A 16,421-nucleotide genomic window follows, 5' to 3' on the forward strand; every position below is an offset into this window, starting at 1 on the left:
TTTCCGTTCCATTTCCGGGCATATGACCTAGCCATAAATTACTGTTAACAGCTGGTGTATACGTTTGGTGTAGGTGTGATCCTTAAGCGTCCGTTCAAAAGCGCGCAGGGCAATCGCACGGCGTTCTTCCTCATGAGTCAGGTAATAACGGATTTTATCCATCATTTCTTGAGGGCTTGCAAAAGTCTCAATTTCTTCACCAGGTTTGTAGAAAGATCCCATATCATCTCTGGCATCCACTAATTGCAGCGTACCCGTAGCCGCGATTTCAAAAGTACGCGGATTAGGAGATACCGCCGGAATCGAAAGCGTATTGTTGTTCACTACTTCATCAATGTGCGAGCGGTGGAGGTTAATGACGATTTTGGATCCGCTGTAAGCTACCGCTGTTTCCTGTGGTGACATCCACTTACCAATCTCAATTCGATCTCCATAGAGTGCCGCCTCAGGCAGACGGTCCCACCAGATGCCGTTAATCACCGTGTTATAGTTCATCAAATCCGGAAGAATCTCACGGAAGAAATTAACCCGGTTCCAATAGGCAGAGCCAATAAAACTAACTTCGCGATTCAATGGTGAACGTGTTGTAGTTGGACGGTAATGCTCGCGGTGAGCGGCAAAAGGAAGATAATGAACTTCAGGGCAGCCAAGTCCCTTATAAAAATCAATACAATTACGCTCAAGCGTGAACACAAAATCGTAATGCGCCACAATTTTAACTGTAAAATCAGTGTAATAAGGATCATCTGTAAGCCAAATGGCTGTCTTAATTCCGCTAGCCCGAAGAACGGAGATCTGCTCAAGCGGTAAATCCATACCATCCAGCACAAGTACCAGATCCGGTCTTTGAGCGGCGGCTAACTCCACTAAGTTTTGACGCACATCTGTTATCGTGACTTGTGTGGTTAATTTTTGCAGCGCGTAGAGGACTGCATCGTCTAATGGAGAGTAGGGATATCCTTTACCAGAAGCCACATACATTACATGAATATTCCGTACAGGAAATACTTCTTCTGGCCGACCATCTAAAATCGCAAGCCGTCCCCGTAAATATCCCTCATCATATCCGCCCTTAAAACCACTCAGACGACCACGAAGCTTTTCTTCCTCTGGAGGTGTCAGTGGTAGCGGTGGTGCAGGCATAATAAATTCATTGTTGTTCATCATCATCCTCGCTCCTTTATCCCGTTATAGATTTCATACACTTGAAGCAATCACATTCAGCAAATGAGGCAAACGCGCAGTGAATGTATGGTTGCGCATGGTTGTCTGTAGTCCCCGTAAAGCGTAAATTCGGCGCTCTTTTTCATGCTTCAGATAGTACTCAATCTTCTCCTGCAATTCCTTAGCAGAGCCAAAAGTATCCAAGTCATAACCTGGCCGATAATAATTGCCCAGATCCTCACGAACATCCGTAAGCTGCATAGTACCGCAGGCACTGATCTCATAAGTACGTGGGTTGATAGAGCGTGATGGTAAACGGAAGCTATTCCGGTTATCCTGCCCCTCCTCCCACGGACGGTGAATATTAATGACTAGCTTTGCACCACTGTAATAGTTCGCAGTTTCCTCAGGTGGGATAAAGCCATTGCTAATAAAAGGGGCAAGCTGGTCATAAGTCGCAAGCCGTTCCCAGAAGCCGCCAGCGATCAGCACCTTCTTATCCCTTAAATAGGGGGCAAGTTCATCAAACAGCGCTGTCCGATTATGAAATGCATTGCCAATAAACACAATGTCGTACTTATACTGCGGTGCCGTACGGCGCGGATAGAACATCTTTGGATTGACGCAAAGCGGTAAATAATGAACGGATGGAACTCCAAAGGATTGATAAAACTCCACACAACCGAGCTCATGCGTAAAGACGTGATCATAATGCCGGCAAATCACTGAAGTATCCTCTGTAAAATAAGGATCATCCACAAACCAGATCGCAGTCCGAATGCCCAGCTTTCTGATTTCTGTAATCTGTTCTAAATGATTTTCCGGAAAAACATGCAGTCCATTCATAACCAGCACTGCCCCGGGCATCTCCCGAGCTGCGGTCTCCAGCATAGTTTCTGGAGTGCTTATCACAAGCTCACTTACAAGCTGCTGAAGCGCCTCAATTACCCCAGTATCGATTGCATGGAACCCTTGAGGAACATACATTAGCTTAAATGGCCGACAGGCTTCGACCTCTACAGTACTCCGACGCTGCACAGCCTCACACATGCCAAGACGATATCCTTCGTGATAACCGTCGCGATAATCTCGCGGACGCTTGTGTTTTCTCCTTTTCGCTTTCACGGCCTTCACCCTGCCCCGTTGTATTCTCAAGACAGTATAACTATATGCGGAGTCAGCACTCGCCTCATGGACATCTGTCATTACTAGAACTAAATTGGCAGATGTACCCTGTCTTTTGCCCGGCTTGCCCGAACCCCACCAGATTTCATCCACTCGCTGGATGCTGTTATACTATAAAGGTCTAGCTAGAGGCACTAAACTTGTCATCTCTGTCCAATCTGTCCGAAGATGATTACTTTTTGAAATTCACAAGGGGGGAACTATGAATAACACCACGTTGTATTTGCGACACGCGGAGCTGCTGCGTGATCTGGTGCCATCCTTTCAAACCTATCCATTTCATCTGCCTGCTGTTCGAACGCTGGATCGCCTGACTTTTCAAAAACCAGTGACCTTTCTTGTTGGAGAGAACGGCACAGGCAAATCAACCTTGTTAGAGGGAATTGCTGCTGCTTGGGGCTTTAACCCTGAGGGTGGAACGCTAAACTTTTCTTTTAACACTCGTTCCTCGCATTCGAATCTTTATGAGTATTTTAGAATTGCTAGAGGGGTTAGACGGCCGAAGGACGGCTTTTTTCTGCGTGCGGAGAGTTACTATAATGTGGCTTCTTATATTGATGAGTTGGATGAACAACCCGGTGGCCCACCGATCAAAGACTCCTACGGAGGCAAATCTCTGCATGAGCAATCCCACGGAGAGTCTTTTTTAGCTACATTCGTTCACCGTTTCGGCGGCCGCGGTCTTTATATCCTCGACGAGCCTGAAGCAGCGCTTTCCCCCTTACGTCAAATGTCTCTGCTGGTGCGTATGCATGAGCTGGTCGGGCAAGATTCACAATTCATTATCGCAACACATTCCCCCATTCTGATGTCCTATCCCGGCGCTGAAATTTTTCTCTTGGAGGGGGAGGGAATACGGTCCGTCGCCTTGGAGGAAACCGAACATTATACCGTGACCAAAGCGTTTATGAACGATCGTCAAGGGATGTTGCGTGAGTTATTTGAAGATGAATAAGCATACACGACTTCGACGTCCCTTTAAGGACGGTAAGCGTTTAAGCGAGAAATATAAGGATATTTACAACATGGAACATATAAATTCTTATATTTTTGGCTATGTTAAATTCTAATGTTGATATTTGACCATAAGAAAACCGCCTTCGTTGAAAAGGCGGTTTATTGCTAGCTATCGTGTCCCGTTAGCGCAACGACTTACTCTGTTGAATTTCGTGTTCCTCAACATAAAGCGGCATCAGAGAAGGCGGATCGTACCTTATCGCGGCCTTTAAACGACAAAATGGTGCCGATAGCCATAGCCCCATAGCCGCAACGAAATAATAAGCCTAATCCGACAGTGCCCGCATGATGTTGGATTTCGCCTCTGCCGCAATTGCTTCATTCCCGTCATCGACCGCTTGCATTAAGATCAGTATGGGGATGTATACCGCGATTAGCCGCGCCAGTAGCTTCGTTTCCTCGTCCGCTCCTCCGTACGTTTCGAAAAACACGCCGCGAGCGTAAGGTGGTAAAAAGCTATAAGCAACGCTCAAATCGCAAGCCGGATGGCCTACGCTCAGATCGCCCCAATCAATGATGCCGGAAACGATCCCGTTCTCATTCACAAGCATATTTTTGAAATGAAGATCGCCATGTAGCAGTGCATTCACCGCCTCGACACGGTCCTTTTGCAGCCTGCTAATATACGCTTCGATCACACCGGACTCCTCCGGCGACAAGTGTTCAACCACCTTCGATAGAAAGCCCTCCAATTTCACTTTGCGCGATGCTATGTCCGTCAAGTTTCGATGATCTTGCTGAACTCCGCACTCCAGCGCCGCCTGCACCGGAAACTCATGCAATCTCCGCAAAAATTTCGCCAGCGTCTCTGCCGATAAAGCCCGGCGTTCTTCCGTCAAACCGATTGGGAAATCTCCTAGCACGTAGTCATAGCCAAGAAATGGTGCCGGGTATTCGTCACTTGCTTCGCCATAAAACAACGGTTTCGGATAGGGGATGGTTATATATGTCTCCAGCTTTGGCAGCAGCTTCCCTTCCATACGAATCGAGCCAACTGCAATCGTTCTTCTTGGAAACCGGAACACGTACTCGTCACCGATGAGAAAAACCGTATTGTCCCAGCCCCAGCCCAATCGCTTCACTTGCTTCGATGACAGCTGAGGGAATTGTCTGCCGATCAGCGTCCGCGCCTGCTCTTCGTTAACCTCCCACTCCGCATCCCATACATTCGTTCCTCCCATGAATTGTCTGCCTCCTCGTTCCTTACGTTATTTAGATGTTTACATTCCCTAAAAGTGAAGCGATCCATCCATTTCTTCAAGCGGCTGTGGTAGCTGTTTACGTTTTGGATATGGTACACGCCTTTCACACGTTGTTTTCCGTCGGACTTGAATCGGTAATGAGTCATGCCTTTTGAATTCGCATAGGAGCTAAATGCCCTCCATGAATCAGTGCATAACACGTTTGAGTCAGATAGATGACCACCAATCGCTTCGTCTAATTTTGTAATCCGAATACGTCCACGCCCAAGTACGCCAGAGTAAGTCATTTTCTGACGGTCACGGGCAACCAGCACGCACACTAGATCGTGGCTTATACCACGATATTTCGCTTTGCCGCCACGTTTACGTGGCTTGCGTTCGGTAATATTCCGCTTGCCCTTTTCCGAGTAAAGAAAGTAGGTCTCGTCCATTTCACCAATATCTTGAAATGCTTCGGTTGGAATCTGCTTCAGAGCGGAAAGAATCTTATGCCGCTAGTAAAACAAGGTGACATGCGTGACTTCATCGTTTAACTGATCTGCACATTTTCTCAGAGAAAAGCCCTCAATCATGCATTCGATATAACGAACCCACATATGAGGTCGCCTCATTCGTTGCAGAGGGGTGTTCGTAAGGTCATTGAATGTTTGGCGACAGGACTTACAACGGTAACGTTGACGTTTAACCTCTCCAGTGCGTGTTCTTACAGCCTACTTTCCAAATCGAACAACAGAATGGTTTTTGCAATGCGGGCAAACAAGTCCATATTTATGCTTCTGCTCTTGAATTTTATTAATCGCTCGAACCGGAAGTGCCACTCCCTTGGTTCGGGACTGCAAAAAGTAGATAAGTTCTCGCTTACCATTATCGTCCAACGTATCAGCAAGCTTTTTCAGTTCCTTTAAATCCCTGGGCAAATCATCTCCGAACAGTTATATCGCCCTTATTATAGAACATTTGTTCGTAATTATGAATATCAACAACAAAGTTTAACATAGCCATATTTTTAAAAAAACAGCAGGTCTCCAAATCGGAAACTTGCTGTTTGCTTTGTGTTATTTTGTGTTTGATAGGTGCTTGAAATTAGCGTCTCGCAATCCCCGTCAGCTTGTGAACAATCCATCCAAACATGACTACAACCATCATATCGAAGCACACATTAAACAAGAATAAATGCTTACCGATGTCAGCCCTTCCGTCCCCAAGAATCGGAACCAAGAAGGAGAAAATCCCTATTAGCCCTAGCAGCATCAGCAGCTCGCCGGCAACTTTGCCACGAATATCCCTGCTGCGGAAATACTGGAACAAAGCTCCCGCAAAATACACCAGATAGAATATGGAGAGAAATCCGAGCGTGTGCGGAATATGTTTGTTTTTGAATTGGCTCCATGCACTGTAAGTATAGGATAATGCACCTGCTGGTTTATTCTCGCTTTTCTCATAGTTTCCTAGATAATACGGGCGAATCGCCATGCTGTTACTCGCAGCATATTTCATATTATCTATCAACCGGTCCGGATGCTTCAGATAGAAGAACAATACATCTTTATGAGATACACGGTCATAGAAGTCCGGAACCAGCGAAGGATCATCCTGCTTAATCACTGTATCGGTCTGAAAATAATTTGTACCCGCCAGTACCTCCAGCCGCTCCGGCAATCCGAGATCCTGCAAGTCTCCCTTCACATCCGGCGATTCGTTTAGAATCCCAAAAAACACCGTTTGATACAGATTAATATGCTTAAGATCTTTTGGCGCTGCCACATACAAAACGATGGATACAAGAAAGATGGCAATCGAAAAACGTAACGCCAACTTCCTCCATTTGCCCTCTCCGTCAAGCATCATAAACCGCAAGAAAATCAGTGCAAAGGCAATCCCAATCGGTGCATTCTGGATTTTGGAGGTGACCAGAAACAGAATCGCGATAAAAAATAAGGTTAATCCTTTAGTGGTTGGCTTCTCTTGGCTGGTTAATCTTAATCCTAATGCAAATGTCAGCAGCATAAACACCATCGACACTGGTTCTCCAAACAAGGAGTTGAAATAGGCCACATACCCGATATCGTAAAATACAAATAAGATAGCTGCTCCCAACAGCAGCCCTGTAACATAAGAGCCACGAGCATTATACTTCACCAGCAGCCAAGTTGCCGCCAGTAAAAGAAGCCCATAAACTGCACCCAGCAAACGAACATCAAAAAAGCTGCCATGGATGAGCCCGCCGATCAATCTCGGCACAAGTACTATAAAAATCTGTGAGGATGGATAAAAACCTCTAAATAAATTTTCATACGCAAAACTGGAATGACTAAAATTGAAAAACTGGTCGGCATACGATGCTCCAGTATCATAGTAGTTCAGACCGATGGTATTCATCATACGCAGAAAATCTCCGTTATCGGCAACACCAATAAAAGGCCCTACGAATAGCAAATAAATAATGATACCGCAGCCGGCAAGGCCTACGAGATACTCCGGTTTCCAGAACTTTTTCATGATTCCCCCTATCTCTGTGGTAACAGCTTCACATATTCGTCGGACAAATTCATTAGCTTCAAAATATACTCATAATCAGTCTGATATTTTGTGAAATCCGATACTGGCTTAAGCGTATCCAACGACACAGCTTTACCATCAGCAAAATCTTTACCAGGCACATAGAGAATATCATCATTAAAGAAAGAACCAGAAGGCAAATAATACCGCATTCCTAACACATTACGATCAATGTTCAAGAGATCATGACCAAATGCTGTATAACCTTCTTCTTTTAAAGAAACCCCCAATAGGTTAGCTATTGTTGGAAGAATATCCAACTGTCCACCGGTTCTCTCTACTACCTTCCCTTGCTCCATTCCTGGTACATGTACAATCAATGGAATATTAAAGCGACTGATTCGGGAATCGTATGGAATCCCCAGTGCACTTTCCACTTGCTCCGGTGGCACATCCTGCGGCTGCAAGCCAAAATGATCGCCATACATCACCAGCACAGTGTTATCCCACATTCCATTTTTCTTCAAACCCTCTATTAAAGTTCCAATGGCATAATCAGTATAGTTAATAGCAGTCAAATAATCGCCAAGCATCGTGTTTTTTAACTCATCAGGCACTGATATCTTCTTAAAAGAGTCCGGAATTTGGAAGGGATGATGGCTGGACGCCGTCACCATTTGTGCGTAGAAAGGAGTTCCTTTCTTCTGCAGCTCTGCCAATTTCTCGACACCCGTAATATAAAGCTGTTCATCGGAAGCACCAAACGCATTAAAATGATCATTGGTAAAATAATCTTTATCATAATAGCCGTTAAATCCAAGTGCAGGATATAGCTCATTCCGATTCCAAAAGCCCACTTGATTCACGTGAAAGGTGTACGCCTCATATCCTTTATCTCTCAGCAGACGTGGTAGGCTCGGCAGTTCTCTGTCCCCGAATCCAGTGGACATTGCCAAGGTCCCGATTGGATAAATCGACGTGTTGCTCATAAATTCAGCGTCAGAAGTATTGCCCGGACCAATCTGCTGGTAGACATGGGGGAAGTAAAATCCCTCATCTGCCAACTTGTTCAACACTGGAGTCAGCTCTTGACCCTTCAGGGATTGATGCAGCGGGAAGTTTTGGAAAGCTTCCATTTGGATGACAATTACATTTTCGCCCTTTTGCGAGCCAAAATAATCAGGTGCTGTGCCCGCGGCCTTACTACTATAAGGATAGGAAGCTTGCAGTTCATCAATCTTCGCGATGGTATCCTTAATATCTCCGGTTCCAATGAGATTGTTATCTTCCTTGACCTTAATTGCGGCAACGACCTCATAATTCAGGAATCCGGCACTTTCTGCCTGCACAAGCTCATTTGTAATTCCCCGCGCAGAATTGACAGAATTGGCCGATAAAGCAAAACCTCCAAGAATAGCCACCAGAATCACCATCATATGTGCCAATCGTGTGTTCCGGGAGCTGAATCGCTCACGCTCACGCGGATAGGCTTTTCCATGCTTCCATCTGCGGATCAAGACATAGATTGCCATGATCACAAAATCAGCGAAAAATAAATAATCAATAGTCTGTATCGTTGATTCTACGCTTGCCTTCACTTGAAACACCTGATTCAGTTCATATAAAGCCAGATACGTAGGAACAGAACCAAAGTGATTGAAATATACACTGGCTGCGAACAGCAGCAGCGATAATATCCCGTTAAATGTCCAATAGACAGCTGTTCTCACCCGCGAAGGAGTAATGACTGTCAGTATCCCCATGATGAAGAGGACTGGAGCAACATCTGCTGCAATCCACTCCCAAGCAATTCTATCAAAGAACAGCACTCTCAGCAGGAGCAGCTTCAACCATAGCAGCAGGACAACAATATAGAACTGAGCTCGATTCGGCCCGTGCTTTTTCACGTTTTAATCCCCTCTTACCTTTTCATTTGTTCTGATTATGAACTCTATTCATCTTTTCTGTAAAATATCAGATTGTTCTAGTATAACAATACTTACTTTTTTTATCAAAAATGTGCACCTTTCGCTCCCACTACAAATAGGGAAATCCCACGCCTTTTCGGCTGTGGAACCTCCCTATTTAAGCCTATTATGTTATGCCTTTCAATCTAAGACTGGCTTGCTGGCAAATCCTCTTTTACCTTCCAGATCGTTAAATCACTATCATAATATACAGTAATCTCAGGACTGCCAAGCTTATGAAAGGTGAGATTCCCGGGCTCCTGATCTCTTTTAAGCAAGCTATATTCGCCCACATCAGCAACGCTAAATATCTTAGTCAGCAGAGGTGCTGCCTTCTCACGTAGGCGATCCCCATCAATTAGAGACAGCTCCCGGTCTAATACCGTTAGTTGTTTGGGATCTGTTTTATCACTAGCACGAGGATTTGTATCACTAATCTGCTCAACCCTTCTAGTAACAGTATCGAACGTAACCGAAACCTTTGATCCGTATTGCAGCGTAAGCGTATCCTGATCCTTGTCCATAGCCCGAAATACTAAACTAAGCTCTTCATCACCTCCGTTACCTCTCAACACCTTCAATGCCTCTTCCCCAGCTTGACGCATCTCTTCTGAAACCGTCGAGGCCTCAAGCGTGGCTGATGCGTAATCGAATTCACCATTTACAAATCCGATACGCCATTTCTCCGCCCTAAAGTTATTCTCAATTTTCACGCCAGAATGTTGTGTAACATCATATTCAACGTATCTGAGCACTTCATAAGCTGAATCATTCGCATAACCCAGTTTGCCCTTGATCTCTTCCGCACGGGTATTCATTTCAGCGTCGATCTCCGCAGCTGTCAGAATCCTACTCATCTTCGTTTGCACCAGTTCTCCTGTCTCATAATTGATCCAGATATATGCGGAGTCCTCACCTTTCTGGTAAGAGTAAAATATCTGCTGTTGCTCCTTAAGCCATTCCCGGTGATCTAGCGGATAAGTCTTTCCAAGTAAACTCTGCATCACCTGATCTGCGTTCCGCTGTAGCTCAGCCTCCGTGAAATGCGACGAAACCTCAGTTTGCGCAGGGTTGCTTGAATCATTACCGAGGAACCTTCCGTTCAGAAAGAATACACCTAAGCCCAACAATACAATAAAACCCGCCACAGCCAACAATTGCACAGGCAGTCTTTTTCCTGAGTAAGATTTCGCTCCCTGTTGATCTTCTTGAATTCGGCGAATGACGTTGTCTGCATGCCTCATAGTAAACTTTTCATTTCCAAAAGGTCCTTTTCGGGCCTGAGCATACCATTCCGGTTTATGATCCTCCATCATTCTACCCCCTTTAATTTGTTCTGAATTTTTTGCCGCGCTCGGTGCAATCTTGATTTTACCGTTCCGTGACTCAAGTTCATCAGTTCAGCTATTTCTTTTATAGAGAGCTCATATTTCAAATCCAGGACCAATATTTCGCGCAGCTTTGGAGACAATGCCATAATTAGATCCCATATCTCACCAATGGACTGATTACCCAAATACTCCATCTCCGCAGATCGGGCTACGCCAAGAGGTTCGATAGTTTTTTCCCGCTGCTTCACATCAACCGTGGACAATGGCTGTACACCACCCCATAAGCCCGAACGAAAAAAGCGCGATTTCCGGTGCGAAAAAACAGTATTCCTGGCAATCGTAAGCAACCATGCTTTAAATGAAGAATTCCCCCGGTACGTTCCAATCCGGTAATAACATTTAATGAATACTTCTTGAGCCAGATCATCGGCTTGTTCAGAATTTTTGGTAAGATAATAGATATAATTCCATATATCCTCTCCGTAACGGCTCATGATTTCTCTTAGTTGCTGTTCATTCATCGTCTCGCTATGCTGAAGACCTTCCAGTTCCAATTAGCTTCACCTCACTTAATACGACCTCATAAAAGGCACTTTAGTTCCCTTATGTTCATATTTTCTCATAAAAAAACAGGGGGTCCAGTGATGATCCCCTGCGAATGATAAGATATCCGAATCCGAATCGACCTTTCCCCTCAAACGATCGAGGTATGCGTGAGTAATCTTTTAATAGAACGGTTAGCTTCATTTAGTACAATTTCTTTATCCACAGTCTTTAGCAAACCTCTTTCCATCACGATCTCCCCGTCGATTATCGTTGTCTCCACATCTGCCCGCGTAGCGGAATATACAATTCTAGAGATGGGATCTACGTCGTAAGAGGGGAAGGTATGAAAATTGTAGAGATTCAGGAGCACTAGATCTGCTTTTTTGCCTACCTCGATACTCCCGATCTTATCCTCCATCCCTACGGCCTTCGCCCCACCAATAGTAGCCATACGGAATACACTGCGGGCATCCATGGTTGTGGGTCCGTGATGAGGCTTTTGAATAATCGCCGCCAATCGCATCTCATTAAACATATCCAGATTGTTATTGCATGGAGCGCCATCCGCTCCCAGACTAAGAGAAACATGCTCATGAAGCATCCCTGGTGTGTCGGCAATTCCGGAGGCCAATTTCAGATTGGAACCCGGGCAATGACTTACATGCACCCCTCGATCCCGCAAAATCCGCCGCTCCTCAGCATCCAGCCACACGCAATGCGCCAGTATAAGCCGTTCATTGGCTAATCCTAGATGATCCAGATAGACGATGTTACGCATGCCAGTCATGGCCTGCACAATCTCAATTTCCCCTAAATTCTCAGACGCATGAGTATGCACCTTCACATCGTATCTTGCGGACAGATCCCGCACCTCGGTTAATAAAGGCTCTGTACAGGAAATCACAAAACGTGGAGAAAATGCATACTGAATCCGGCCGTTTCCATAACCATTCCATTTTTCCAGTAGATCGACACTTTCCTGCAAAGAAGATGCGGTATCCTCCTGCAGCGCCTCAGGCACATCTCCCCCTTTTTGATCCATCATCACCTTGCCGGACAAGGCCCGGATTCCACTTTTAGCTATAGCCTGAAACGCAAAATCCGTATGATGGACAGTCTCCATATCCACAATCGTCGTCGTGCCGCTGGTGATCAGTTCGCCGATGCCAAGCATAGCCGAATAATAAAGGGATTCTTCATCATGCGCGGCCTCTAATGGCCAGATTCGTTTGCGCAGCCAATCCATCAGCTCCAGATCGTCCCCTTTACCACGGAATAACGTCTGGCATAAATGAATATGAGTCTGGATAAAACCCGGAATTAATGTACGGTTCGTAGCATCAATGATCTGTTCGTCGCCCTGCGGGATCAGGCCAGTGCCGATTTCAACAATGAGATCATCCTTAATCCGGACATCCCCGTGTATTATTTCCTCTTGCTTGTTCATCGTAATGATTTCGGCATTTTTGATCAAAATATTTCCCATAGCCCTTCTCCCCCTCATTGAGTTAATTCCAGTACAACCTCACGCATGTAGCACAAAAAGGCCACAAAAATATGCCTGAGCATATTTTCGTAGCCAGAAATTTACGGTTCCCGGTAGAGACCCTTAAACCAATTATTAAGGATATACGAAAAAAAAAGACTATTCATTTGTAATTTGAATAGTCCAATAATAATCTGAAGACAGGTTACATGTCAATATATATGACATATAAAATCGATTTTGTTTTATTAATACTGTTATATAAAAGTGATTTAGTATTTTATGTTATGTTAAATAACATAATTCGATTTATGATCACGATTATTCTGTTTGAAGAAAATTTCGATCACGATACCCTGTACTTTGCGTCAGATTTACTGTCAGGAAAACATAAAAAAAAAGCTATCCGAGAGCTATTTCATGGCTTAAGAGACAGCCGTTTCGTTCGATTAGGTCGACCATTTCGGACAGTATCTCTGCTTCTTACTCTAACGCGTTGTGCTAAACCGCTGTGCATATAGCGCAATATGATAAACTGGTCAGAGCCCGCTAGTGCACGCCTAGCTCTATTCATCTAATTGACCTATGCCGACCCTACTGCTACTCAACTGCTACTCAACTGCTACTTCTGCACTGCTTCGGCTTCTACACTACTCCTACTTCTGCGCTTCTACTTCCTCCCTGCGCCTACTCCGTTGCTACGTCTACTGATACTGCTTCTGCTTCTGCTTCTGCTTCTGCTACAACTACAACTACAACTACAGCTCCTACACTACTCCTACTTCTGCACCACTACTTTCCCCTTGCGCCTATTCCACTGCTACCTCTTCTTCACCGCTACTTTCCCCATGCGCCTACTCCACTGCTACATCTACTTCTGCTTCTACTACTCTACTCCTACTTCTGCACGCACTTCTACGTTCCCCTTGCGCCTATTACACTGCTACGTCTACTGCTTCTGCTTCTACTACTGCCCCTACACTACTCCTACTTCTGTACTTCTACTTTCTCCTTGCGCCTATTACACTACTCCTTCTTCTTCACCGCTACTTTCCCCATGCGCCTACTCCACTGCTACATCTACTTCTGCTTCTACTGCTCTCGCTACGTCTACACCACAGGTGAATCATAATCCTCCATACTTTCGGACCCAGATGACGCTATTTGCACATTTATCGCCTTTTGAGCAGGGTTTCGGACTCCTGTGACGCTATTCCCTCGTAACAGGCCCATATGCAGTGTGTTTTATAGCAATAGCTGCGCTGGAGTCCGATAGCATCCCAAATGTGGGAAAATTCCACGTTTAAGGTCATCTGGGTCCGTTACTATCGAGTCACACTCAGCCACTGATGCTTTCGGACCCAGATGACACTATTTGCACATTTATCGCCTTTGGAGCAGGGTTTCGGACTCCAGTGACGCTATTCCCTCGTTACAGGCCCATATGCAGTGTGTTTTATAGCAATAGCTGCGCTGGAGTCCGATAGCATCCCAAATGTGGGAAAATTCCACGTTTAAGGTCATCTGGGTCCGTTACTATTGAGTCATACTCAACTGCTGATGCTTATGGACCCAGATGACGCTATTTGCATATTTTCGCTTATTGATCAGGGTTTCGGACTCCAATGACGCTATTTGCACACTTATCACCTTTTGAGCAGGGTTTCCGTAAGCGCAAATGCTACCTAATCAAACAAAGTTTTTGATTAGAGAAAGGTGTTATTTTCACGAAAAAAGAGGATATCCCAGCAGCCATTTGATGGCTCTGAAAAATCCTCTGGTTCTCTTGCTATGTTAAGCTTCCGAATTTCCGTGCTTTTCTAGAACCTTCTCGAATACCGGAAAATTAGCGGTGCGCCCCGGAAAAGTTACTTCACCCCTGCGATCATAACCTAACTTGGGATATAGGGCGAGTGCCCCAGTGTTCTTAGCATATGTATCCAGACGGATACTGGAATAACCATTCTGGCGAGCATATTCTTCTGCATAAGTGCTAAGACGGCGTGCAATTCCCTTCCCTTGCACTTCGGGATGCACAGCCAATCTATGCATAATTAAATGAGGCCCTTGCGTTTCAGTCCAGTCAATCTTCCCATACTGCTCGGATTGATGCTCGTCCAACACTAGAATGCCGGCCACCGCATTGTTCTCCTCACATACCCATAGATTGCCACGTTCAATATCAAGGGAGATGATCTCCCGGTTCGGATAATGCTCGTCCCACTGATCGCTGCCACCTGCTTGCATCACCTGTACGCATTTGGCAATCAGCTCCATAATTTCATCAATCTCATCTTTGCGTGCTCTGCGAATCTCAGTACCCATGAATCATCCCTGCCTTCATCTTAACCTCATATTATTTTCACTTTCATTATGAAGTTTATCACATCGGCAGCGCAGCAAACCAGTCCGCACGAAAACCCCAAGACCCGCTCACGGACGGAGCGGATCTTGTCATCTGTGTCTCCTAGCTGAATTCCAGCTTATGCCCGTCCTCGAAGCCCTTGGCGAAACCGGCGTCGAACCCCACGTTGTATGCTTCGGTGTAGCCCTGTTGAAAGGCGTCTGCCGGAGGCGTTTCCGGCGAAACGCCCAGCTCCGGGGGGAGCGGAATTACCTGTGGAGCAGGCGGAGCCTCGCTCACGGGTACCACAATCACCGGTGGTTGCGCAACCCTTACTTTACGAACAAGCTTGCGACGAAGTCTTCTTTTCTTGCGTAGCAATAGGCCTTTCTTTGACTTCCCATAACGAGCAGTTTTCCGGGCAAGAACTCTGCGGGATTTACGGGCTAGCCCTTTACGAACTTTTGCTTTCCGCGAGAGCAGCAATGTGCGTCTACGGGTTCTGCCTGAACGTAGCGTTCTGCGGCTTTTTTTCTTCATGCTTCTACTCCTCCTGTGCTCCATGTTCTCTGGAGGTTCCTACGGCGTATGCCTTGCTCAGCCATGGCGCAGCAGGAATTCCCCGTTTAGGACGATGTAGTGAAATCCCGGACATCATCCGGCACATCGCACTCTGATACCCACTTAAAATCCTGATATTGTCGCTCAATTTGCGGGCCGTCAACTCAGATTGCTCCGTCAATTCGGCGATGCTCTCCAAGATGGCCGCCAAAGCAGCCTGACTGCGCGAAATGGAGCGAATCATCTCCAGCTTGACGGCATGTTCAGAGAGACGGTCCCCGCTCATTTGCTGTCTTCTCCAAAACTAAAGCCATCACCTGACATGTCTCCAAAACCTTCCCCGCCACCATCGTCTTCACCACTGCCCAGCACTGCTTTTAAATTGCTGTAGAGTCCGTTCTCCAGTTTGGTCAGCCCTTCGACCATCTCCACGATGACCTCGTGTATAGAGAGGGACTCCTTCAGTTGCTCACTGTGGGAATCAAAGGCTCTAGCGTGGATATGATGCTGTGCCCACTGCTTTACCTTTTCAGCTTCAACCGCCTTAGCTTCCAGAATCAACGCAACGTTCCACTGGATGGCGGCGGTGGACTCCAGCATTTGCAGATAAGCCTTTTCTCTGCTCATCTTCCGCCTCCTGCTCCTATAGCGTTACTCTTCTTCTTGACCGTTCAATTCCTTAATCACTCTGCCTACCCCATCAGCCATCGCTTCTTCCAGATCTGCAAGTGCATTCAAGTAAGCAATAATATTCTTGTTTACCTGAGTTGAGCTTTCGATCATCCCGCTGATCCCATCAAAATCAGGCTCCGCATCTGGCAGATCGTGGACAATTTGCGACATACGGACAGCCACATGGCGCTCAGCATCTAGAATCCGCGCCATCTGTTCGTGCGTATGGGCCATGTGCTGCAGGACTTTAGTTATTTTACTCTGCACCTTCATGTCTCCTTTGCTCAAACGCCCTGCTACAGCATATGCGGCAGGAGCCGGGACGGTGCCGGGATCCTCGACAAGTTAAGGCTCTATTCGTGACTGGAATGACATAAAAATTACGTTATTGCTAAGTACATTTAAAAGGATTAAAATGTGAAATGCGCAATCCTGAGTTTACCAAAG

General features: G+C 45.9%; 14 protein-coding genes, 1 pseudogene and 1 riboswitch. Of the genes and pseudogenes, 1 reads left to right on the forward strand and 14 read right to left on the reverse strand.

Annotated elements, in window-relative coordinates; all coding sequences use genetic code 11:
- Positions 1 to 27: 27 nt before the first annotated feature.
- Positions 28 to 1,143 (reverse strand): glycosyltransferase, encoded by a 1,116-nt coding sequence (locus MHI32_RS25310; RefSeq protein WP_076134266.1) that lies wholly within the window; start codon positions 1,141 to 1,143, stop codon positions 28 to 30.
- Between the two features lie 54 nt (positions 1,144 to 1,197).
- Positions 1,198 to 2,298, reverse strand: coding sequence for a DUF3880 domain-containing protein (locus tag MHI32_RS25315; protein WP_340012766.1), 1,101 nt, complete (start codon positions 2,296 to 2,298; stop codon positions 1,198 to 1,200).
- 253 nt (positions 2,299 to 2,551) lie between these two features.
- Between MHI32_RS25315 and MHI32_RS25320 the strand changes: the two genes are divergently transcribed.
- The gene (locus tag MHI32_RS25320; RefSeq protein WP_076130435.1) at positions 2,552 to 3,304 is read left to right on the forward strand and encodes an AAA family ATPase; all 753 of its coding nucleotides are present in this window, start codon (positions 2,552 to 2,554) and stop codon (positions 3,302 to 3,304) included.
- Between the two features lie 328 nt (positions 3,305 to 3,632).
- Here MHI32_RS25320 and MHI32_RS25325 read toward each other — a convergent pair whose 3' ends face one another.
- The 12 genes and pseudogenes from MHI32_RS25325 to MHI32_RS25380 form a co-directional block, all read right to left on the reverse strand.
- A complete protein-coding gene (locus tag MHI32_RS25325; RefSeq protein WP_076280494.1) occupies positions 3,633 to 4,547 on the reverse strand; it encodes a phosphotransferase in 915 nt (304 codons plus the stop codon).
- 26 nt (positions 4,548 to 4,573) lie between these two features.
- A pseudogene (locus MHI32_RS25330) lies at positions 4,574 to 5,416 on the reverse strand (IS1595 family transposase); the annotation flags it as partial.
- Positions 5,417 to 5,651: 235 nt separating this feature from the next.
- Positions 5,652 to 7,067: a hypothetical protein gene (locus tag MHI32_RS25335; RefSeq protein ID WP_076302431.1), complete on the reverse strand. Its 1,416-nt coding sequence runs from the start codon at positions 7,065 to 7,067 to the stop codon at positions 5,652 to 5,654.
- An 8-nt stretch (positions 7,068 to 7,075) separates the two neighbouring features.
- Positions 7,076 to 8,974, reverse strand: coding sequence for an LTA synthase family protein (locus MHI32_RS25340; RefSeq protein WP_339188373.1), 1,899 nt, complete (start codon positions 8,972 to 8,974; stop codon positions 7,076 to 7,078).
- Between the two features lie 206 nt (positions 8,975 to 9,180).
- Positions 9,181 to 10,347 carry a hypothetical protein gene (locus MHI32_RS25345; protein ID WP_340011223.1) on the reverse strand — a complete coding sequence of 389 codons (1,167 nt, stop codon included), beginning with the start codon at positions 10,345 to 10,347 and terminating at the stop codon, positions 9,181 to 9,183.
- Positions 10,347 to 10,919 (reverse strand): RNA polymerase sigma factor, encoded by a 573-nt coding sequence (locus tag MHI32_RS25350; protein WP_076272754.1) that lies wholly within the window; start codon positions 10,917 to 10,919, stop codon positions 10,347 to 10,349. Before MHI32_RS25350 ends, MHI32_RS25345 begins: the two co-directional genes overlap by 1 nt.
- Before the next feature lie 140 nt (positions 10,920 to 11,059).
- Positions 11,060 to 12,397, reverse strand: a complete 1,338-nt coding sequence (locus MHI32_RS25355; RefSeq protein WP_076130441.1) for a 5'-deoxyadenosine deaminase — start codon at positions 12,395 to 12,397, stop codon at positions 11,060 to 11,062.
- Between the two features lie 70 nt (positions 12,398 to 12,467).
- A riboswitch (purine riboswitch) is annotated at positions 12,468 to 12,566 on the reverse strand.
- 1,625 nt (positions 12,567 to 14,191) lie between these two features.
- Positions 14,192 to 14,722, reverse strand: a complete 531-nt coding sequence (locus MHI32_RS25360; protein WP_076179672.1) for a GNAT family N-acetyltransferase — start codon at positions 14,720 to 14,722, stop codon at positions 14,192 to 14,194.
- 142 nt (positions 14,723 to 14,864) lie between these two features.
- A complete protein-coding gene (locus MHI32_RS25365) occupies positions 14,865 to 15,305 on the reverse strand; it encodes a hypothetical protein (protein WP_139330222.1) in 441 nt (146 codons plus the stop codon).
- Positions 15,286 to 15,588, reverse strand: a complete 303-nt coding sequence (locus MHI32_RS25370) for a hypothetical protein (RefSeq protein ID WP_051491084.1) — start codon at positions 15,586 to 15,588, stop codon at positions 15,286 to 15,288. The genes MHI32_RS25365 and MHI32_RS25370 overlap by 20 nt, the downstream gene beginning before the upstream one ends.
- Positions 15,585 to 15,929 (reverse strand): hypothetical protein, encoded by a 345-nt coding sequence (locus MHI32_RS25375; protein WP_036679724.1) that lies wholly within the window; start codon positions 15,927 to 15,929, stop codon positions 15,585 to 15,587. The genes MHI32_RS25370 and MHI32_RS25375 overlap by 4 nt, the downstream gene beginning before the upstream one ends.
- A 24-nt stretch (positions 15,930 to 15,953) precedes the next feature.
- Positions 15,954 to 16,241, reverse strand: a complete 288-nt coding sequence (locus tag MHI32_RS25380; protein ID WP_036679726.1) for a hypothetical protein — start codon at positions 16,239 to 16,241, stop codon at positions 15,954 to 15,956.
- Positions 16,242 to 16,421 lie beyond the last annotated feature (180 nt).

It is taken from the genome of Paenibacillus sp. FSL H7-0690, assembly GCF_037980415.1.
Classification (GTDB): Bacteria; Bacillota; Bacilli; order Paenibacillales; family Paenibacillaceae; genus Paenibacillus_AQ; species Paenibacillus_AQ odorifer.

Excerpts from the sequence above, each read along its gene's own strand:
- MHI32_RS25375 (WP_036679724.1), bottom strand. The coding sequence starts at position 15,929 with ATGAGCAGAGAAAAGGCTTATCTGCAAATGCTGGAGTCCACCGCCGCC.
- MHI32_RS25360 (WP_076179672.1), bottom strand. The coding sequence starts at position 14,722 with ATGGGTACTGAGATTCGCAGAGCACGCAAAGATGAGATTGATGAAATT.
- MHI32_RS25370 (WP_051491084.1), bottom strand. The coding sequence starts at position 15,588 with ATGAGCGGGGACCGTCTCTCTGAACATGCCGTCAAGCTGGAGATGATT.
- MHI32_RS25365 (WP_139330222.1), bottom strand. The coding sequence starts at position 15,305 with ATGGAGCACAGGAGGAGTAGAAGCATGAAGAAAAAAAGCCGCAGAACG.
- MHI32_RS25310 (WP_076134266.1), bottom strand. The coding sequence starts at position 1,143 with ATGCCTGCACCACCGCTACCACTGACACCTCCAGAGGAAGAAAAGCTT.
- MHI32_RS25335 (WP_076302431.1), bottom strand. The coding sequence starts at position 7,067 with ATGAAAAAGTTCTGGAAACCGGAGTATCTCGTAGGCCTTGCCGGCTGC.
- MHI32_RS25320 (WP_076130435.1), top strand. The coding sequence starts at position 2,552 with ATGAATAACACCACGTTGTATTTGCGACACGCGGAGCTGCTGCGTGAT.
- MHI32_RS25355 (WP_076130441.1), bottom strand. The coding sequence starts at position 12,397 with ATGGGAAATATTTTGATCAAAAATGCCGAAATCATTACGATGAACAAG.
- MHI32_RS25345 (WP_340011223.1), bottom strand. The coding sequence starts at position 10,347 with ATGGAGGATCATAAACCGGAATGGTATGCTCAGGCCCGAAAAGGACCT.
- MHI32_RS25325 (WP_076280494.1), bottom strand. The coding sequence starts at position 4,547 with ATGGGAGGAACGAATGTATGGGATGCGGAGTGGGAGGTTAACGAAGAG.